The 18,683-nt window shown below is 73.1% G+C and carries 20 protein-coding genes; 8 read left to right on the top strand and 12 right to left on the bottom strand.

Going from position 1 to position 18,683, the window contains the following annotated elements:
* Positions 1 to 19: 19 nt before the first annotated feature.
* Positions 20 to 415, bottom strand: a complete 396-nt coding sequence (locus QMG39_RS08310) for a VOC family protein (protein WP_281883941.1) — start codon at positions 413 to 415, stop codon at positions 20 to 22.
* 112 nt (positions 416 to 527) lie between these two features.
* Between QMG39_RS08310 and QMG39_RS08305 the strand changes: the two genes are divergently transcribed.
* From QMG39_RS08305 to QMG39_RS08295, 3 genes are all read left to right on the top strand, one after another.
* Positions 528 to 1,625 (top strand): threonine aldolase family protein, encoded by a 1,098-nt coding sequence (locus QMG39_RS08305; protein WP_281883939.1) that lies wholly within the window; start codon positions 528 to 530, stop codon positions 1,623 to 1,625.
* Positions 1,626 to 1,829: 204 nt separating this feature from the next.
* Positions 1,830 to 2,192 carry a hypothetical protein gene (locus tag QMG39_RS08300; RefSeq protein ID WP_281883937.1) on the top strand — a complete coding sequence of 121 codons (363 nt, stop codon included), beginning with the start codon at positions 1,830 to 1,832 and terminating at the stop codon, positions 2,190 to 2,192.
* Positions 2,193 to 2,333: 141 nt separating this feature from the next.
* On the top strand, positions 2,334 to 2,939 hold the full coding sequence (locus QMG39_RS08295) for a nitroreductase family protein (RefSeq protein WP_281883934.1): 606 nt from the start codon (positions 2,334 to 2,336) through the stop codon (positions 2,937 to 2,939).
* Between the two features lie 62 nt (positions 2,940 to 3,001).
* Here the strand turns inward: QMG39_RS08295 and QMG39_RS08290 are convergent, their stop codons facing one another.
* A complete protein-coding gene (locus QMG39_RS08290; protein ID WP_281883932.1) occupies positions 3,002 to 3,469 on the bottom strand; it encodes an aromatic ring-opening dioxygenase LigA in 468 nt (155 codons plus the stop codon).
* A gap of 110 nt (positions 3,470 to 3,579) precedes the next feature.
* Positions 3,580 to 5,745, bottom strand: a complete 2,166-nt coding sequence (locus QMG39_RS08285; protein WP_281887214.1) for an ATP-dependent Clp protease ATP-binding subunit — start codon at positions 5,743 to 5,745, stop codon at positions 3,580 to 3,582.
* Positions 5,746 to 5,904: 159 nt separating this feature from the next.
* Here QMG39_RS08285 and QMG39_RS08280 point away from each other — a divergent pair, with 159 nt between their 5' ends.
* On the top strand, positions 5,905 to 7,227 hold the full coding sequence (locus QMG39_RS08280) for an aspartate aminotransferase family protein (RefSeq protein WP_281883929.1): 1,323 nt from the start codon (positions 5,905 to 5,907) through the stop codon (positions 7,225 to 7,227).
* 61 nt (positions 7,228 to 7,288) lie between these two features.
* Positions 7,289 to 7,726 carry a nitroreductase family deazaflavin-dependent oxidoreductase gene (locus tag QMG39_RS08275; RefSeq protein ID WP_281883927.1) on the top strand — a complete coding sequence of 146 codons (438 nt, stop codon included), beginning with the start codon at positions 7,289 to 7,291 and terminating at the stop codon, positions 7,724 to 7,726.
* Positions 7,727 to 7,735: 9 nt separating this feature from the next.
* Here the strand turns inward: QMG39_RS08275 and QMG39_RS08270 are convergent, their stop codons facing one another.
* Genes QMG39_RS08270 through QMG39_RS08260 form a run of 3 tightly spaced genes read right to left on the bottom strand, consistent with a single transcriptional unit; the run spans position 7,736 to position 10,231 of the window.
* Entirely contained in the window at positions 7,736 to 8,305 is a 570-nt protein-coding gene (locus QMG39_RS08270) for a hypothetical protein (RefSeq protein ID WP_281883925.1), read from the bottom strand.
* A complete protein-coding gene (locus tag QMG39_RS08265) occupies positions 8,302 to 9,522 on the bottom strand; it encodes an AI-2E family transporter (protein ID WP_281883923.1) in 1,221 nt (406 codons plus the stop codon). The genes QMG39_RS08270 and QMG39_RS08265 overlap by 4 nt, the downstream gene beginning before the upstream one ends.
* A 37-nt stretch (positions 9,523 to 9,559) precedes the next feature.
* Positions 9,560 to 10,231 (bottom strand): GAP family protein, encoded by a 672-nt coding sequence (locus QMG39_RS08260; RefSeq protein WP_281883921.1) that lies wholly within the window; start codon positions 10,229 to 10,231, stop codon positions 9,560 to 9,562.
* A 168-nt stretch (positions 10,232 to 10,399) separates the two neighbouring features.
* Here QMG39_RS08260 and QMG39_RS08255 point away from each other — a divergent pair, with 168 nt between their 5' ends.
* The 3 genes from QMG39_RS08255 (at position 10,400) to QMG39_RS08245 (ending at position 13,502) form a co-directional block, all read left to right on the top strand.
* A complete protein-coding gene (locus tag QMG39_RS08255) occupies positions 10,400 to 10,792 on the top strand; it encodes an SHOCT domain-containing protein (RefSeq protein ID WP_281883919.1) in 393 nt (130 codons plus the stop codon).
* An 84-nt stretch (positions 10,793 to 10,876) separates the two neighbouring features.
* A complete protein-coding gene (locus QMG39_RS08250) occupies positions 10,877 to 11,224 on the top strand; it encodes a heavy-metal-associated domain-containing protein (protein ID WP_281883917.1) in 348 nt (115 codons plus the stop codon).
* Positions 11,225 to 11,261: 37 nt separating this feature from the next.
* Positions 11,262 to 13,502: a heavy metal translocating P-type ATPase gene (locus QMG39_RS08245; RefSeq protein WP_281883915.1), complete on the top strand. Its 2,241-nt coding sequence runs from the start codon at positions 11,262 to 11,264 to the stop codon at positions 13,500 to 13,502.
* Positions 13,503 to 13,557: 55 nt separating this feature from the next.
* Here QMG39_RS08245 and QMG39_RS08240 read toward each other — a convergent pair whose 3' ends face one another.
* The 6 genes from QMG39_RS08240 to QMG39_RS08215 all read right to left on the bottom strand — a co-directional run bounded on the left by QMG39_RS08240 (position 13,558) and on the right by QMG39_RS08215 (position 18,661).
* Complete coding sequence (locus tag QMG39_RS08240) at positions 13,558 to 14,070, bottom strand: DUF2017 family protein (RefSeq protein WP_281883913.1); 513 nt, start codon at positions 14,068 to 14,070, stop codon at positions 13,558 to 13,560.
* A complete protein-coding gene (gene clpS, locus QMG39_RS08235) occupies positions 14,067 to 14,363 on the bottom strand; it encodes an ATP-dependent Clp protease adapter ClpS (RefSeq protein ID WP_281883911.1) in 297 nt (98 codons plus the stop codon). The genes QMG39_RS08240 and clpS overlap by 4 nt, the downstream gene beginning before the upstream one ends.
* Before the next feature lie 79 nt (positions 14,364 to 14,442).
* Positions 14,443 to 15,651: an FAD-dependent oxidoreductase gene (locus tag QMG39_RS08230; protein ID WP_281883909.1), complete on the bottom strand. Its 1,209-nt coding sequence runs from the start codon at positions 15,649 to 15,651 to the stop codon at positions 14,443 to 14,445.
* Positions 15,636 to 16,355, bottom strand: a complete 720-nt coding sequence (locus tag QMG39_RS08225; protein ID WP_281883907.1) for a methyltransferase domain-containing protein — start codon at positions 16,353 to 16,355, stop codon at positions 15,636 to 15,638. Before QMG39_RS08225 ends, QMG39_RS08230 begins: the two co-directional genes overlap by 16 nt.
* Positions 16,352 to 17,497, bottom strand: a complete 1,146-nt coding sequence (locus QMG39_RS08220; RefSeq protein WP_281883905.1) for a type III polyketide synthase — start codon at positions 17,495 to 17,497, stop codon at positions 16,352 to 16,354. Before QMG39_RS08220 ends, QMG39_RS08225 begins: the two co-directional genes overlap by 4 nt.
* 42 nt (positions 17,498 to 17,539) lie before the next feature.
* Positions 17,540 to 18,661 (bottom strand): class I SAM-dependent methyltransferase, encoded by a 1,122-nt coding sequence (locus QMG39_RS08215; RefSeq protein ID WP_281883903.1) that lies wholly within the window; start codon positions 18,659 to 18,661, stop codon positions 17,540 to 17,542.
* Between the last annotated feature and the right edge of the window lie 22 nt (positions 18,662 to 18,683).

Raw genomic sequence — 18,683 nt, 5'->3', positions numbered from 1 at the left:
GCGTGGCAGGGGCCGCGGATCAGGCGGACCCCGCCGCGACCTTCGCCAGGATCTCCTCCGACGGCTGCATGAGCGCGATGATGTTGCCCTCGCTGTCGTCGAACCAGGCGGCCCGCGACCCCTCGAAGTCGGCGACGCCGTCGACCGTCTGCGGGCCGTCCTCCAGGTCGTACTCGTGGAAGACCACGCCGCGCGCGCGGAACTCGGCCATGTCGGCGGCGATGTCGTCGGTGAGCAGCGACAGCGTGGTGTTCTTCGCGGTGCCGGCGAACGACGTCGGGTAGACGAGCACGCTCGTGCCGCCGACGGCGTAGTAGTCGCCGGTGACGTCGGAGAGCACCGGGTCGAGGCCGAACACGTCATGCCAGAAGGTGCGGGCGCGGTCGAGGTCGGATGCCGCCAGGACGGCGGTCATGGACGATACGTGCGACATGAGACTCCCTCGTTTCTTGTCGGACAGTCCGGAGCCTACTCTCCGCCACCGCCGACGGCGAGCCCTGCGGGGCGACGGATGCGAGGATGGACGGGTGACCGCACGACTGCACGACCCCGCCCTCCGGGGCTTCGCCTCCGACAACTACTCCGGCGTGCACCCCGAGGTGCTCGAGGCCATCGCGAACGCGAACGACGGCCACCAGATCGCCTACGGCGAGGACGTGTACACGACCCGCCTGCAGGAGGTGTTCGCCCAGCACTTCGGCGAGGGCGTGCACGCCTTCCCGGTGTTCAACGGCACGGGCGCGAACGTCACCGCCCTGCAGGCGATGTTGCCCCGATGGGGTGCGGTGGTCTGCACGAGCACGGCGCACATCCACACCGACGAGGGCGGCGCGCCCGAGCGCGTGGCGGGCCTGAAGCTCCTGCCGGTGCCCACTCCCGACGGCAAGCTCACTCCCGAGCTCATCGATCGCGAGGCGTGGGGCTGGGGCGACGAGCACCGCGCCCAGCCGCTGGTCGTCTCCATCACGCAGACCACCGAACTCGGCACGGCCTACACGGTCGACGAGGTGCGGGCCATCGCCGACCACGTGCACGCGCGCGGCATGAAGCTGCACATGGACGGCGCGCGTATCGCGAACGCCGCCGCCACCCTCGACGCGCCGCTGCGCGCCTTCACGACCGACGCGGGCGTCGACGTGCTGAGCTTCGGCGGCACGAAGAACGGCCTGCTCTACGGCGAGGCCGTCGTGGTGCTCTCCGACGACGCGCTGGAGCTCGCGGGCACCACCGGCCCCGATTCGATCAGGTACCTGCGCAAGCTCAACATGCAGCTCACCTCGAAGATGCGCTTCGTCTCCGCACAGCTGATCGCGCTCCTCGAGGGTGACCTCTGGCTGCGCAACGCGACGCACTCGAACACCATGGCGAGGCGCCTGCGCGGAGCACTCGAGGCGGGTGTCGAGGCGGGCGAGCTGCCGGGCCTGGAGTTCAGCCAGCCGACCCAGTCGAACGCGGTGTTCGCGACCCTGCCCGCCGGCGTCGCCGACCGCCTGCGCGACGTGTTCCGGTTCTACGACTGGGATGCCGCGCGCGGCGAGGTGCGCTGGATGTGCGCGTTCGACACGCTCGCCGACGACGTGGACGCCTTCGTGTCGGCGATCCGCGCGGAGCTCACCCGCGCCTGACACGCCGGCCGAACGTCCGCCCACGCCCGGTTCGGCGCGCCATCCGTCCGCCCTGCGGCTTCGAGGTTCCTGAGAACGGATCAGGTCTCGGTGCTGGCACTGGCGCGACGCGTCCGCACCCCCGGTGATCATGAGACGAACCGCCGCCGGAGAATCCGCGCGGCGGTCCCCGTGATCTGGCTCGGAAGCAAGGGGGAGCGACGCATGACGACGGGAATCGCACTGGTGGACGCACGCGACGGACGACGCGATCGACTCGACCCGGGCGTCGATCCGACGACCGCACCGGCAGCGGGGCCCGAGGGGCGCCAGCTCATCATCGTCGCCGCCCTGGCCTCGACGTTCCTCATCGTGCTCCTGGTGCTGCTCGCCGCGTGGCAGCCGGTCATCGCCACCGGCGCGATCATCGGCATCGTCGCGGTGTTCGCGGCGATGCTCGTCGTGCGCACGACCGTCGAGCAGCCCGGCATCCGCGTGCGGGCGCTGACGATCATGCTCGCGCTCCTGATCGTCGGCGCGGTCGCGGCGGTCGCCGGCATCGCCGTGGCGGAGTGGCTCCCCGCCTGACGACGTCCGCTCGCCGGCGCGCAGCCCCGCCTGCGAATCCCATGCGGAAGCATGGAATACCTCGTCCTCGGCCCGCGTTCCCACCGGGTGCGCCTCCGACGATGCAGTGCGCTGAACGCACACGCATCACCCGGAGGACCCATGACGATCGACCACGCCGGCATCGCGGACGCGCATCCCCGCACCGCTGACACCCGCACCCCCCTGCTCGACGTGCTGGCCGAGCGGTGGAGTCCCCGTTCGTTCGACGCCGGCGCGGCGATCGAGGCCAGGGCCCTCGACGCGGCGCTGGAGGCCGCACGCTGGGCACCCTCGGCGAGCAACTCGCAGCCGTGGCGGTTCATCGTCGGCCGTCGCGGCACCCCCACGTTCGGGCGCATCCACGCGGCGCTCGCGAGCGGCAACCAGGCGTGGGCCGACAAGGCGGCCGCGCTCATCGTCAACGTCGCCGAGACGACAGACCTCGACGGATCACCCCGTCCGTGGAGCCACTACGACCTCGGCCAGTCGGTCGCCTACCTCGCCGCGCAGGCCCACCACGACGGGCTGCACGCGCACCAGATGGGCGGCTTCGATCGCGACGCGGTGCGCGGCGCGTTCGGGCTCGACGAGCGGTTCGACCCCGTCTCGGTCATCGCGATCGGCGCCCTGGCGAGCCCCGACGCGCTGCCGGAGCGACTGCGCGAGCGCGAGGTCGCCCCGCGCCGGCGCATGCCGCTCGACGAACTCGTGCTGCACCGCGACTGACGGATGCCCCGGGGCGGCCGCGCTCGGCGAGCCGCGTCACGCCCCGGCGGGGCATCCGTTCGTCACGCTGCGGCGGTCTTGCGCGACGGTGCGATCATGATCAGCGCGATGCCGAACAGGATGAACATCACGCCGACCCCGGCCGCGAACAGCGCGATGCCGAACGAGACGACCGACGTGAACAGCGACGCCCGCAGGAACGACGCGTTCATCATGGTGTCGCGCACCGGGTCCTCGCGGTCGAGCTCGGCGTAGGTGGCGCCGCCGCTCGCCTCGAGGGCGTGGTGGTTGATGATGTCGGCCTGCACGAACGCGGTGAGCGGCCCGGCGACCTGCTGGCCCTGGAACGCGGAGGCGTCGTCGGGCACGATGATGTTCTCCGCGCGGAGCTGGTTCGACACCGCGATCCACGCGACGATGCCGACGATGATGAGCAGCGCGCCGCCCACGACGCCGAGCCATCCGAAGATCTTGACGGCGGTCGACTGCCCGCCGGAGAGCGCGATCGTACTGGTCCCTGTCTCGGCCATGGCGAATCCCCTCGTTCGACGCCTCTGACAGGGCCGACGATAGCGAACCTGAACGTCGCTTGGGAAGGGCCCGGCTCGAGCGAGCCGGACCCCTCCTTCCGCCTAGCGGCCTACGCCGCGGGCACGGCCGCGTCGGCTCGCGCGACGACGAGGCCCTCGCCGTCCTCGGCGAGCTCCACGCGCACCGTGTCGCCGTCGCGCACCTCGCCCGAGAGCAGCGCCCGCGCCAGCCGGTCGTCGATCTCGTGCTGCATGAGGCGTCGCAGCGGGCGTGCGCCGTAGATCGGGTCGTACCCGCGCTCGGCGAGCCAGGCCCGCGCGTCGGGCGTGACGCCCAGCTCGAGGCGCCGCTCGTGCAGCCGCTGCTCGAGCCGGTCGATCGACAGGTTCACGATCTCGCCGAGCTCCGCCTCCGACAGCGACGAGAAGACGACGATGTCGTCGAGCCGGTTCACGAACTCGGGCTTGAACGCCTGCCGCACCGTATCGCGCACGGCGGCCTCCTTCTCGTCCCACGAGAGCGCGGGATCGATGAGGAACTGCGAGCCGAGGTTCGAGGTGAGGATCAGGATGGTGTTCCGGAAGTCCACCGTGCGCCCCTGGCCGTCGGTCAGGCGGCCGTCGTCGAGCACCTGCAGCAGCACGTCGAAGACCTCTGGGTGGGCCTTCTCGACCTCGTCGAGCAGGATCACCGAGTATGGCCGCCGGCGCACGGCCTCGGTCAGCTGCCCGCCCTGCTCGTACCCGACGTAGCCGGGGGGCGCGCCGACGAGGCGCGACACCGAGAACTTCTCGCCGTACTCGGACATGTCGATGCGCACCATGGCGTGCTCGTCGTCGAAGAGGAACTCGGCGAGCGCCTTGGCGAGCTCGGTCTTGCCGACGCCCGTCGGCCCGAGGAACAGGAACGAGCCGGTCGGGCGGTTCGGGTCGCTGATGCCGGCGCGGGAGCGGCGCACCGCGTCGGCGACCGCCGCGACCGCGGTCTGCTGGCCGATGAGCCGCTTGCCGAGCTCGGTCTCGAGCGCCAGCAGCTTCTCGGTCTCGCCCTGCAGCAGGCGGCCCACCGGGATGCCGGTCCACGCGGCGATCACCGCGGCGATGTCCTCGTCGGTGACCTGCTCGTTGACCATGCGGGGCTCGTCGGGCGCCTCCTCGGCGCGCTCGGCCTCGGCCAGGTCGCGCTCGAGGCGCGCGATCGTCTCGTACTCGAGCTTCGACGCCTTCGCGTAGTCGGCCGCGCGCATCGCGAGGTCGCGCTCGGTGCGCGCCTCGTCGAGCGCCTTCTTCAGGTCGCCGACGCGGTTGAGGCTCATCCGCTCGCGGTCCCACCGCTCGCGCAGGGTCGCGAGCTGGCGCTCCTGCTCGACGAGCGTCTCCCGCAGCGACGCGAGGCGCTCCTTCGAGGCGTCGTCCTTCTCCTTCTTGAGCGCGAGCTCCTCGAGCTTCATGCGGTCGACCTGGCGCTGCAGCTCGTCGATCTCGACGGGCGACGACTCGATCTCCATCTTCAGCCGGCTCATCGCCTCGTCGACGAGGTCGATGGCCTTGTCGGGCAGCTGGCGTGCAGAGATGTAGCGGTTCGAGAGCGAGGCGGCCGCGACCAGCGCGGCATCCGTGATCGTGACGCCGTGGTGGGCCTCGTACCGGCCCTTGAGCCCGCGCAGGATCGCCACCGTGTCCTCGACGCTGGGCTCGCCGACGTACACCTGCTGGAAGCGGCGCTCGAGCGCGGCGTCCTTCTCGATGTACTCGCGGTACTCGTCGAGCGTGGTCGCGCCGATGAGGCGCAGCTCGCCGCGCGCGAGCATGGGCTTCAGCATGTTCGACGCCGCGACCGAGCCCTCGCCGCCGCCCGCGCCCATGAGCAGGTGCAGCTCGTCGACGAAGGTGATGATGCGGCCCTCGGCCTCGTTGATCTCCTTGAGCACGCTCTTCAGGCGCTCCTCGAACTGGCCGCGGTACATCGCGCCGGCGACGAGCGCCGAGATGTCGAGGGAGACGAGCTCCTTGTCCTTGAGGGAGTCGGCGACGTCGCCCGCGACGATGCGCTGCGCGAGGCCCTCGACGACGGCGGTCTTGCCGACGCCGGGCTCGCCGATGAGCACCGGGTTGTTCTTGGTGCGCCGGGTCAGCACCTGGCTGACGCGGCGGATCTCGGCGTCACGGCCGATCACCGGGTCGAGCTTGCCGCTCTTCGCGATGGCGGTGAGGTTCACGCCGAACTGTTCGAGCGCCGACTGCTGCTCCTCCTGCGAGCTCGGCGCACCCTGCATGTTCGCCACGGGAGTCCTTTCGATGGTTAAAACTTGAGTCGAGTCTACTCAACTTTGTGGCGGCGTGCATCTCCAGAAGCTGTGAATGCACTGCAGGCGAGCGGATGCCCCTGAGCCGGCGACACGACTCCGAAACGTGCCGGGTCGTATCGTCGTGCCATGACCCACACCGCAACGGACGCACCGTCGCAGGCGCTCCTCGCCGACGACCTGCAGCGCCACCTCGTCCGCTTCGGCGGCAGCTTCACCCCGGAGCTCATCGCGCGCGCCGAGGGCAGCTTCGTGTTCACCGAGTCGGGCCGCCGCGTGCTCGACTTCACCTCCGGCCAGATGAGCGCGATCCTCGGGCACTCGCACCCCGAGATCGTCGCGACCGTGCAGCGCCAGGTCGCGACGCTCGACCACCTGTTCAGCGGCATGCTCTCGCGCCCGGTGATCGAGCTCTCCGAGCGCATCGCCGCCTCGCTGCCGGACCCGCTCGAGCGCGTGCTGCTGCTCACCACCGGCGCCGAGTCGAACGAGGCGGCCGTGCGCATGGCGAAGCTGGTGACCGGCAAGCACGAGATCGTGTCGTTCGCGCGCTCCTGGCACGGCATGACCGGCGCCGCGGCCGCGGCCACCTACAGCTCCGGCCGGAAGGGCTACGGCCCCGTCGCGCCCGGCAACATCGCGATCCCGACGCCCGACTCGTACCGACCCGACATCGTCGGCCCCGGCGGCGGGCTCGACTGGCGCCGGCAGCTCGACCTCGCGTTCGACCTCGTCGACGCGCAGTCGACCGGTGCGCTCGCGGCGTGCCTGGTCGAGCCGATCCTGAGTTCCGGCGGCGTGATCGAGCCGCCGCCCGGGTACTTCGCCGCGCTGGCGCAGAAGTGCCGCGAGCGCGGCATGCTGCTCATCCTCGACGAGGCGCAGACCGGGCTCTGCCGCACCGGCACCTGGTACGCGTTCGAGCGCGACGGCGTCGTGCCCGACATCCTCACCCTGTCGAAGACGCTCGGCGCGGGACTGCCGCTCGCCGCGGTCGTGACGAGCGACGAGATCGAGCGCACCGCGCACGAGCGCGGCTACCTGTTCTTCACCACGCACGTGAACGACCCGCTCGTCGCCGCGGTGGGCAACACGGTGTTCGACGTGCTCGAGCGCGACCGCATGGACGAGCGGGCGACCCACCTCGGCGGGGTGCTGCGCGAGGGCCTGCTCGAGCTGCAGCGCCGCCACGAGGTGGTCGGCGACGTGCGCGGCCGCGGACTGCTGCAGGGACTCGAACTGGTGACCGACCGCGAGACGAAGCAGGGGGCCGACGCCCTCGGCGCCGAGGTCACGCGCCGCTGCTTCGCGCTCGGCCTGCACATGAACGTCGTGCAGCTGCCCGGCATGGGCGGCACCTTCCGCATCGCGCCGCCGCTCACGAGCACCGAGGCGGAACTCGCACTCGGCCTGGAGATCCTCGACCGCGCGCTCGCCGAGGCGACCGCCTGAGGGAATGCGCCCGCCCGCGCGGCGGTTGGCCCATGGGAACCGACTTCAGGAGGATGCCTCGATGCCGTTGACCGGAGAGTACGCACCCAGCACCGCCGAGTGGGCCCGCACACAGGCCGAGACCTACGAGGCCACCGACGGCCAGGAGGCCGGGACCCTGCGCGGGGTGCCCGTGATCGTGCTCACCTCGAAGGGCGCGAAGAGCGGCAAGCTCCGCAAGACCGCCCTCATGCGCGTCGAGCACGCCGGCGAGTACGCGGTCGTCGCCTCGAAGGGCGGCGACCCGAAGCATCCGGTCTGGTACTGGAACCTCAAGGCGCACCCGCTGGTCGAGCTGCAGGACGGCGCGGTCAAGCGCGATTACACGGCCCGCGAGGTCACCGACGACGAGCGCGAGACGTGGTGGGCCCGGGCCGCCGAGGTGTGGCCCGACTACGACGCGTACCAGACCCGTACCGACCGGCAGATCCCGGTCTTCGTGCTCACGCCGGTCGAGTAGCGCCCGGCGTCAGCCGCCGTGGGCGAGGATCTGGATGCCGATCACGACGCCGCCGAAGAGCACGAACACCGAGAGCGCGACCAGCTTCGCCCAGAGCTTCAGCCTGGAGCGGCGCACGGCGAGGTAGCCGATGAGGCCGAGCGTCGCGAGGTAGATGAACGAGTCGATGCGCAGCGCGTCGTGCAGGTCGAGCAGGTCCATCCAGGCGGCGGCGATGAGCAGCAGCGGGAGCACGGCGGTGCCGAGCGCGCCGAGGGCGATGCGCAGCAGCAGCCGGAACTCGAGGCGGCCGGGCAGCTCGCCGTGCACCGAGACGTGCGCGACGATATCGGCGAGCAGGCCGGCGACCGTGATGCCCAGCACGCCGAGCGCAAGGCTGCCGAACGCGCGGCCGGGCTCGATGTGCTCGGCCTCGCCGAGCAGCACCAGGGTGATGGCGAGGCCCGTGAACGTCGCGTAGACGCGCTCCTTCAGGTACGCGGTGATCGCGCGCCGCTCGTCGGCGTCGAGCTCCTCCATCGCCTGCCGGTCGGGCCGCCCCCGTCGCGGGCCGCGGGGAATTCGTTCGTGCTCGCTCATCGCGCCTCCTCGTCGTCCGGGTCGCCGTCGGCGACGGTCGCGGTCGCGGGCTCGGGCTCGGCTCCGGCCCCGGCGCGCGGCGTCGGCGGCGGCTCGTCCGCGGCATCCGTCCCGTCCCCGTCGTCCGCAGCCCCGGATCCGGCGACGTCGCCGGCGGGCGCCACGTCGCGATCGCCCGACAGCCACCTCGCCCAGGTGAGCCGCGGATCGCCCTCCAGCAGGAGCGCACGTGCGAGCAGCGTGAGCGGGATCGCGAGGATCGCGCCGAGCGGCCCGATCACGAAGGTCCAGAAGATGACCGAGAAGAAGCTCAGCGTGAGCGACAGGCTCACCGCGTCGGCGACGAACTTCGGCTGCACGAGCACCTGCAGCACGACGTTCACGACGCTGTAGATCGCGATGACGACGAGCATCAGCGGCCAGCCGCCGACCACGAGGGCGAGGATGGCGGGCGGCACGAGCCCCAGCACGAACCCGATGTTCGGGATGAAGTTCGTCACGAACGCGAGGATCGCCCACACCGTCGGCGCCGGCACGCCCACGGCCCACAGCGCGATGCCGTCGATGATCGCGACGACGGCGCCGAAGCTCGCGTTGACCACGAAGTACCGGCGCACGTTCGACGCGTAGCGCTCGAACCGCTCGAGCGTGGCGTCGCGCATCCCGCGGAACGCCGCGTGCGCGTCGCTCAGGCGTGCGGCATCCGCGGCCATGAAGATCACGTAGGCGAGCACGAAGAAGAACGCCGTGAGGATGCCGAGCACCCACCCCGACACGGTCTCGGCGACGCCGAACAGGAACCCCGGGTCGAGCACCGATGCCAGCGCGTCGGCCGCCTGGTCCTGGAGCCCGAGCGACGAGAGCCAGGCGATGATCTGCTGGGTCGTGTCGTTCAGCTCGGAGAAGTAGTCGACGACGAGCACGCCGAAGCGGACGCCCGCGAAGGCGAGCATCGCCGCCAGCACAGCCAGGATCAGGTAGGCGACCACGATGACCACCGTCGTGGCGGCCCAGCGCGGCCACCCCCGGCGCTCGAGCGGGCGACGCACCGGATGCACGATGATGACGATCACCGCGGCGAGCGCGAGCGGCGCCGCGACCTCGCGCGCGAACGAGACGCCCGCCAGCACGACGACGGCGGCGGCCGCCACGAGGATCGGGCTGGTCCGTCGCGACGGTCCGGGCTCGGATCGGGCGCTCCCCGCAGCGGCATCCATGGCTCGACGATAGCGAACGCGGGCGGTGCGCGATCGACTAGAAGTTCGCGACGCCCTTGCCGATCAGCACGACGCCGAGCACGAGCAGCAGCACCGCCATGATCGACGCGTTGTGCTGCACCAGCCACTCGCGCAGCCGTCCGAGCGGCTCGGTCATGGCGGCGGATGCCACGAGGTAGCCCACCACCGGCACCGCCACCGTGCTCGCGGCCAGCGCGGTGAACACGACCACGCACACCACGACCGCCCCGACGTCGAGGCCCGCCCCGCCGATCTCGACGCCGCCACCCGCCGCGAGCAGCAGGTTCTTCGGGTTCACCGCCGAGAGCAGCACGCCGAGCCCGAGACCCCGCACGGCGGTCATCGTGTCGATCGCGCCCATCCACTTCGGCAGGTCGGGCTCCTCCCCGTCCGCGGGCCTGCCCCGCCACTGGCGCAGCGCGACGACGAGGAGGCCGAGCCCGAGCACGAGCTGCACGACGGCGGTGACCGGGCGCGAGGCATCCTCGTCGCGCTCCGGCAGCGCGGCCGAGAGCAGCGTGAAGACCGTCGTGGCCAGTGAGATGCCCACGATCCAGCCGGCGAGGAAGCCGATGCTCGTGCCCTTCGCCCTCGGCGAGAGCAGCATGAGGATGGCGGCGACGATCGGGATCGGGCTGATCGCGATGCCGACCGCGAGCGGGAGGATGGAGCCGATCACTGCACCCACGGTGCGACCCTTCGTCCAGGCGCCGACGGGTGCCGGCCCGGTTCCATCGTGGCCCGGCGGCCGCACCGTGTCGAGCGCCCCGCCGACGCGGCGCTCCGACCGGATGCCTTCCCTGCGCGGCCGGGCGGCGATAGGTTGAGGCCACGGCGACCGATGGGGGTGTTCGCGATGGACGACTACGGTTTCTGGGCGCTGATCAGCTTCCTGCTGGCGGGCCTCGTGTTCGTGGCCTACCTGTTCGTGCTGGTGGCGGTGCTGGGAGACCTGTTCAGCGACCACTCGCTGAACGGCTGGTGGAAGGCCGCCTGGATGCTCTTCCTCGTGCTCGTGCCGTTCGTCGCGGGGCTGGTCTACGTGATCGCGCGCGGGCACGGCATGGCCGAGCGGCGGGCGGCATCGCGGCGGGCGACCGCACCCCCGCGCGCGGAGTACTCGCCGCACGTGAACGCGCCGCCGTCGCCGTCGGACCAGATCGCGCGGGCGAAGTCGATGGTCGATGCGGGCACCCTCACGCCCGAGGAGTACGAGGAGCTGAAGGCCCGCACGCTCGGCGAGGGCTGACCGCTCCGCGTGCCGTCCGGCGCCTCCCGGATACCCTATGGGGGTATAGTGGACGACGTCCGCACCGCGATCCGGAAGGCAGCCATGACCGAGACCACCCGCACCGAACTCCCCCTCGTCCAGTCGGGCGCGGCAGCCGGCGGCTGCTGCGGCGGCGGCAGCTGCGGATGCGGTCACGGCGCGTCCGCCGCGACGAGCACGGCGTCCGGGGCGGCCACGGCCGAGTTCCTCGTCGACGGCATGACCTGCGGGCACTGCGTCTCGAGCGTCACCGAGGAGCTCTCCGAGATCGCGGGCGTCGAGCAGGTGTCGGTCGACCTGCGCCCCGACGGCGCCTCGCGCGTGACCGTCGCGTCCTCGGCTCCGCTCGCCGCGCAGGACGTGCGCGCCGCCGTCGAGGATGCCGGCTACCGCCTCTCGACCGGCGCCTGAGCGCCGCGCCGCCAGCACCCGCCGGGCGACCCCGCGCATGAGCACCACCGCCTCGAACCCGGGCCCCGGCCCGGCCCTCGTCGACGTCGAACTCGACATCACGGGCATGACCTGCGCGTCGTGCGCGATGCGCATCGAGCGCAAGCTCGGCAAGCTCCCGGGCGTCGAGGCGTCCGTCAACTACGCGACCGAGAAGGCGCACGTGCGCGCCCCGGCGACGGTCGCGACGGACGACCTGCTCCAGGTGGTCGCCGCGGCCGGCTACGGCGCGACCGTGCCCGAACCCGAGCCGGAACCCGCCGATGCCGACGAGGAACTCCGCCCGCTGCGACGGCGTCTGATCGCGAGCGCCGCCCTCGCCGCGCCCGTGGTCGTGCTCTCGATGGTGCCGGCCCTGCAGTTCACCTACTGGCAGTGGGTTGCGCTCGCCCTCACGATCCCGGTGGCGACCTGGGGCGCCTGGCCGTTCCACCGCGCCGCCGCCGTCAACGCACGGCACGGCGCCGTCACGATGGACACGCTCATCAGCATGGGCGTCGCCGCCGCGTTCGGCTGGTCGCTCTACGCGCTGTTCCTCGGCGACGCGGGCGAGCCCGGCATGCACATGACCTTCCGCCTGATCGGGCCGGCGCCCGGCGGCCACGACGAGCTCTACCTCGAGGTCGCGGCGGCCGTCACGGTGTTCCTGCTCGCGGGCCGGTACGTCGAGGCCCGCGCGAAGCGCGCGTCGGGCGCCGCCCTCCGTGCGCTGCTCGAGCTGGGGGCGACGGATGCCGCGCTGCTCGTCGACGGCGCCGAGCGACGCGTGCCCGTGCGCGACCTCGTTCCGGGCGACCGGGTCGTCGTCCGCCCCGGCGAGAAGGTCGCCTCCGACGGCCTCGTCGTCGAGGGGGCATCCGCCGTCGACCGCAGCATGCTGACGGGCGAGTCCGTGCCCGTGGAGGTCGGCCCCGGCGATCGCGTCACCGGCGCCACGCTCAACGTCGGCGGCGTGCTCGTGGTCGAGATCACGCGTGTCGGCGCCGACACCGAGCTGGCACGCCTCGGGCGCCTCCTCGAGCAGGCGCAGACCGGCAAGGCGCCGGTGCAGCGCCTCGCCGATCGCATCTCGACCGTCTTCGTGCCGGTCGTGATCGGCCTCGCGCTCGTCGCCCTCGCCGGCTGGCTGCTCGTCGGCGGCACCCCCGAGCAGGCGTTCGGCGCTGCCGTCGCGACGCTCATCATCGCCTGCCCGTGCGCGCTCGGACTCGCCACCCCCACCGCGCTGCTCGTCGGCACCGGGCGCGGCGCGCAGCTCGGCATCCTCATCAGCGGGCCGCAGGTGCTCGAGCAGACCCGCGCGGTCGACACGATCGTGCTCGACAAGACGGGCACGGTGACCACGGGTCGGATGCGGGTGCAGCAGGTCGTCCCCGTCGAGGGCGTCGGGGCCGACGACGTGCTCGCGGTCGCCGCCGCGGCGGAGGCGGGCTCGGAGCATCCGATCGCCCGCGCCGTCGTCGAGGCCGCCCCGCGCACCGCACCGGCCGAGCAGTTCCTCGCCCACGCGGGCCTCGGCGTGCAGGCGGTCGTCGGCGGACGCCTCACGACCGTGGGCCGCGCCGCGTGGCTCGCCGACGCGTGGGCGATCGAGCTGCCCGAGTCCCTCGCCGAGCAGGCGCGGCGCGCCGAGACCGACGGTGCGACCGTCGTGGCGGTGGCGTGGGACGGCGCGGCGCGCGGCATCATCGCGGTCGCCGACACGCTGAAGCCCAGCTCGCCCGAGGCAGTGCGCCGGTTCCGCGACCTCGGCCTCGAGCCCGTGCTGCTCACCGGCGACAACGCGGGCGCGGCCGGCGCGATCGCGCGGGCCCTCGACATCGACGACGTGCACGCGGGCGTGACCCCCGAGGGCAAGCTCGCGGTCGTGCGCGAGCTGCAGGCGGCCGGCCGCACGGTCGCGATGGTCGGCGACGGCGTCAACGACCAGGCCGCGCTCGCGGCATCCGACCTCGGCATCGCCATGGGCCAGGGCACGGATGCGGCCAGGGCGGCGTCCGACCTCACGGTCGTGTCGGGCGACCTGCGCGTCGTCGCCGACGCCGTGCGGCTGTCGCGCCGCACGCTCGGCATCATCCGCGGCAACCTGTTCTGGGCCTTCGCCTACAACGCCACGGCGATCCCGATCGCGATGCTCGGGCTGCTCAACCCGCTCGTCGCGGGCGCGGCGATGGCCGCGTCGAGCGTGTTCGTCGTGGGCAACAGCCTGCGCCTGCGCGGGTTCCGTCCGCAGGGCTGACCGGGGCGGGCGCCGGCTGCGGCGCTGCCCCGAGGCATCCGCTCGGCCCCCGGGTTCAGCGCTCGTTCGTCGGGTCGAGCACCTCGAGCATCGACCCCTGCACGAAGCCGACCCACTCGTACGCGGCGCGCATGTACCCGTCGCGCTCGGTGATCGGCTCGGTCACGGGCTCGGCGTCGTCGGGCTCGTCGGCGATGATGCCGGTGCGCTCGGCGAGGATCAGCCGCAGGTCGGTGAGGAAGGTCAGCCAGCCCCACGACGCGGCCTGGTCGAGCTCGATGTCGACGATGCCGCGGTCCTCCTCGGTCTGCGTCGCGTCGCGCACGGCTGCCGCCGCGTCGCGCTTGGACTGCGCGAGGTCCTCGCGGGTGTAGCGGCGGAACTCCTCGGAGGCCCGGTCGTCGTCGACGTACGCGTCGGGGAACAGCCGGTCGAGCGCGGGGTCGGTGTGCGCCTCCTGCTCGAGCACGGTCACGACCTGCCCGGCGAACTCCGCGAGCAGCATCGCCTCCTCGCTCTCGAGCACGATGCGCACCCCGCCGAGCCCCTGCGCCGCCGAGACGATCACTCGTCGGCCCTCCGCAGCGTTGCCTGCAGGCCGTAGCCGTGCATGGCGGCGACGTGGCGCTCCATCGTCTCGCGGTCGCCGGTCGCGACGACCGCGCGCCCCTCGTTGTGCACCCGCAGCATGAGCTTCTCGGCCTCGTGCCGCGGGAAACCGAAGTAGCTGCGGAAGACGTAGCTCACGTAGGTCATGAGGTTGACCGGGTCGTCCCAGACGATCGTGACCCACGGCGATGCGGTGACGGATGCCTCGTCCGTCTCCTCCCGCACGTCGGGTCGTTCGATCGTCTGCGCCATGCTCCCAGCGTCGCACGAATCGGCCGTGCCGGTCACGGCCCGATGCGCACGCAACGGAATTCGGAACTCGGGAGGCGGGTCAGAGGCCGCGCATCGTGAACGCGCGGGCGAGGCGACGACGGAACGGGCCGGCGGCGAGCAGGCGAACGGCGGCGTTGCGGGCGGCGAGGCGGACGCCGTGCGCGGGGGCGCCCATCGTCATGTTGAACCCGGCCTGCCGGATGGCACGGCGGGCGGACCGACGGCGCGCCCGTTCGTATCCGTCGAGCGCGGCGCCGTCGCGCGAGCCGCTCGCGAGGGCCGCGGCGAGCGCCCGGTCGAGGTGCAGCGCGTCGAGCCAGCCGAGGTTCATGCCCTGTCCGCCGATCGGGCTGACCTCGTGCGCGGCGTCGCCCACGAGCACGACGCGTCCCGCGACGAGCCGCTCGGCCAGGTGCTGGCGCGCGGTGAAGGCGCGGGCGTCGGGCACGTGATCCCCGATACGCGCACCGGTGCGCGCGGCGACGGTGCCGATGAGGGCAGCGGATGCCTCCGGCGAGCGCCCGCCCCGCGGGCCGGCGCCGCTCGCGCCCCACGCCGTTATCGCCACCCACCGGCGCATCCCGCCCGGGAGCGGGAACGACTCGACCACGCCGTCCGGCTCGAAGTGCAGCAGGGCCGAGCCCGGGGCATCCGTGCGGTCGGGCACGTCACCCATCACGTACTCGGCGCGCCCCCGGCGCGAGCGCCACGCGATGCCGGCCTCGGCCCGCACGCCGCTGCGCACCCCGTCGGCACCGACCACGTATCGCGCGGTGCGCGTGGTCGCCGCCGCATCCGACCCGCCGCGCCCGACCGCGAACTCCACGAGCTCGTCGTGCTGCCGGATCGCCGATACCCGCGCCCCGGGGTGCAGCGCACCCGGCCGCAGTTCCGCGAGCCGTTCGACCAGCAGCCGCTCGGTCTCCGCCTGCGGGAGCGCGAGCACGTACGGCAGGCCGGGGTCGGCCTCGGCGAAGTCGAGCGCCCCGAGCACCCTGCCCCGGCACGTGACCCGCCCGTCGTGGATCGCGACACCGGCCCGCCTCGCCGCCTCGCCCACCCCGACGGCGTCGAGCGCGCGGAGCCCCGGCGGGTGCACGCCGATCGCCCGCGACAGCGGCGCCGGCGCCGCGCGCTGCTCGAACACCTCGACCGGCAGCCCGCGCTGCGCGAGCAGGCACGCGAGCAGCAGCCCGACCGGACCGCCGCCCACGATCGCCACGTCGAGCGTGCGCGCCGCGTCCTCCGGCGTCAGCGCCGCTCCCACCACACCTCCAGGCGCGACGGCACCGCCGCGCGCACGCGCCAGTCGCCGGGCAGCGCCGCGGCGAGCTCGGCGACCGTGTGGCTGCGGCGGATCGAGGTGAGCCCGTCCTCCCGGATGTACGAGCCCGCGAGCAGGTTCGGCTGGAACGGCGCCGTGCAGATGCCGAATCCGGCATATCCCCACCGCGACCGCGCGATGTCGGCGTGCAGCGCGAGCCCGCCGGGCCGCAGCAGCCGCTCCGAGTCGGCGAGCAGCGCGCCCAGCTCCTCACCGTCGAGGTGGTGCAGCAGGTGGTTCGAGACCACGAGGTCGTAGCGCTCCCCGACGCGCACGAGGTCGGAACTGTGCGCCCGGCGCAGCACGAGCCCGGCCGGCGCGGGTTGCCGGAGTCCCCACCGGATCGCGCGCACGTCGGGGTCGATCGCGGTCACGGCGAGCCCCAGCCCGTCGCGCCGCGCCCAGCGCAGCAGTGCGCGCGGCACGTCGCCGCCACCGGTGCCGATGTCGAGCAGCGTCGTCACGCGGTCCGTGCGAAGCCGCGGCCGCACCCGCCGCCGGTAGATCGTGCGCCAGCCCGAGACGATCGCGTTGACCAGCCGGAAGCGCCCGTAGGTGCGTTCCAGGGCCTCGGTGTCGCAGTCCGGGGCCTCCATGCGCTCCGTGGCATCCGTCGCCCTCGCCCGGAGGTCGGGCAGTCCGGTCACCCCTCGCGCACCGTCATCAGGGCCGTCTCGACGGTGAGGCCCGGCCCGAACGCCATGGCCGCCACGCGGTCGCCATTGCCGGCGGATGCGGCGTCGAGGATGTTCCGCAGCACGAACAGCACGGTCGCGCTGGACATGTTGCCGAAGTCGCGCAGCGTCTCGCGGGCGGGCACGAGCTGCGCCTCGGCGAGCTCGAGCTTCGCCCCGACCTTGTCGAGGATGGCGCGGCCCCCGGGGTGGATCGCCCAGTGCTCGACCGCGTCGCCGGCGGTGTCGGAGGCGAGTGCAGAGGCGAGCGCGTCGTCGTGGGCGAACAGCGGCTCGAGCGCGCCGACGATGTGGTCGTCGATGATGTTCGGCACGTACGTCGACAGCACCATCTCGAACCCGTGGTCGCCGATCTTCCAGGCCATGTCGCCCTCGCCCACCGGAGTGATCACGGTCTCGAACCGGTCGAGGTCGAGCCCGCGCTCGCCCGGCTCGAGCGGGCGCTGCGTCACGAGGCCCGCCCCGGCACCGTCGGCGAAGAGCGAGCACGCGACGATCGTGTCGGGGTCGGTCGACGAGCGCAGGTGCAGCGTGCACAGCTCGACGCTCACGACCAGCACGACCGCGTCGGGATCGGCCTCGCAGAACTGCTTCGCGGTCCGCAGGGCGGGCATCGACGCGTAGCACCCCATGAACCCGAGGTGCACGCGCTGCACCGACGTGGGCAGGCCGAGCTCGCGCACGATCATGTAGTCGGGGCCGGGCTGGTAGAACCCGGTGCACGAGACGGTCACGATGTGGGTGATGTCGGATGCCTCGAGGCCGGGCGTCGCCGCGATCGCGCGCCTCGCCGCCTCGACGTAGAGCAGCGTCGCCTGCTCGGCGTAGAGCTCGTTGCGGGTCTTCGTGCCGGGCAGCAGCAGCTCGCCGGAGGCGTTGTCGAAGAACTCGGGCACGTCGGGGCGGAACTCGTTCGTCAGCTCCGCGATCGCGGTGTGCCGGGTCTCGATGCCCGACACGTCGAACGAGGTGCCGACGATGCGCTGGGCGAGCCGGTTGAGGCCGGGCTGCGCGGCGAACACGTCGCGCACCTCGTTCTGGATGAGCACAGTGGGAGGGACCGCCGTCTGCAACCCCCGAAGCGTCACGGTCATGCCTCACCTTAGGCACGCCCGGCCCCGTCCGGGTAGGGGTGCTCAGGGTCGGGTCGATGCCGTGACGGTGAACTTCGGCGTGCGGGCGAGCTGGCGCGTCGGGCCGACGAGCCGCTCGAGGGCGTGGCGGTAGCGCAGGTGCGAGTTCCAGACGGCGACGAGCGTGCCCCCGGGCGCGAGGGCGCGGCCCGCGTCTGCGAAGAGGCGCTCGGCGAGCGCGGTCGTGACCGCGGCCCCGGAGTGGAAGGGCGGGTTCAGCACGACCAGCCGGGCGCTCGCGTCGGGCACGGTCTCCAGTCCGTCGGCGCGCTCCGCCGTGACGCGGTCGGCGACGCCGTTCGCCGCCGCGGTCTCGCGGGCCGAGGCGACGGCGGCGGCCGACTGGTCGAGGGCGCGCACGCGGGCCCGTGGCATCCGCTCGGCCAGCCAGGCCGCGATCACCCCGCTACCGCAGGCCAGGTCGATCGCCTCCTCGGCGGCCGAGGCGTCGACCACCTCGCCGAGGTGCGCGAGCAGCGCGCGCGTGCCGATGTCGACGCCGCTGCCCGCGAAGACGCCGCCGTGTGCGACGACGGTCAGGCCGAGCTCGGCATCGCGGGCGTGCGCGGGCCACGGCGACGGCCCGGCCGGCCGGATCGGCCCGCGGGCGATGAGCACGCGCGACTTCTGCCGGGCGTGGCTGACGTCCAGCCTGTTGAAGTGCCGGCGCAGCACGTCGTTCATGGCGAGGGCCATGTGCTTGATGCGTCCGCCGGCGACGACCACGACGTCGTCGGCCGCGTGCCCGGCGACGACGCCGGCGATCTCGTCGAGCGCGTCGAGCGAGCGGGGCAGCCGCAGCAGCACCAGGCGGGCGGATGCCACGAGGCGCGCGTCGAGCGCCACGATCCGCACCGCGTCGGCGAGGCCCGCACGCGCGGCGTTGGCCGCGATGGCGCGCTCCCCGAGCAGCGCGTCCTGGTGCACGCGCACGCCGCGCGCTCCGCGATCGACGGCTCCCAGGGCGAGTGCGCCGTGCGTGTCGCCGATGACGACGACCTCGCCGTCGCCCACGGTCGCGAGCAGCGCGTCCGCCTCGTCGAGGATCAGCCGGTCGGCCGCGTCCCACGCCCGCAGCCCCTCGCCCTCGGTGTCGGGCGCGCGCCGCAGCGCATCGAAGTCCACGCCTGCAGGCTACCCGGGCGCG

Origin of the sequence: Agromyces rhizosphaerae (genome assembly GCF_027925245.1) — a bacterium.
Lineage (GTDB): Bacteria > Actinomycetota > Actinomycetes > Actinomycetales > Microbacteriaceae > Agromyces > Agromyces rhizosphaerae.
This window is presented reverse-complemented; position numbering and strand designations above follow the sequence as displayed.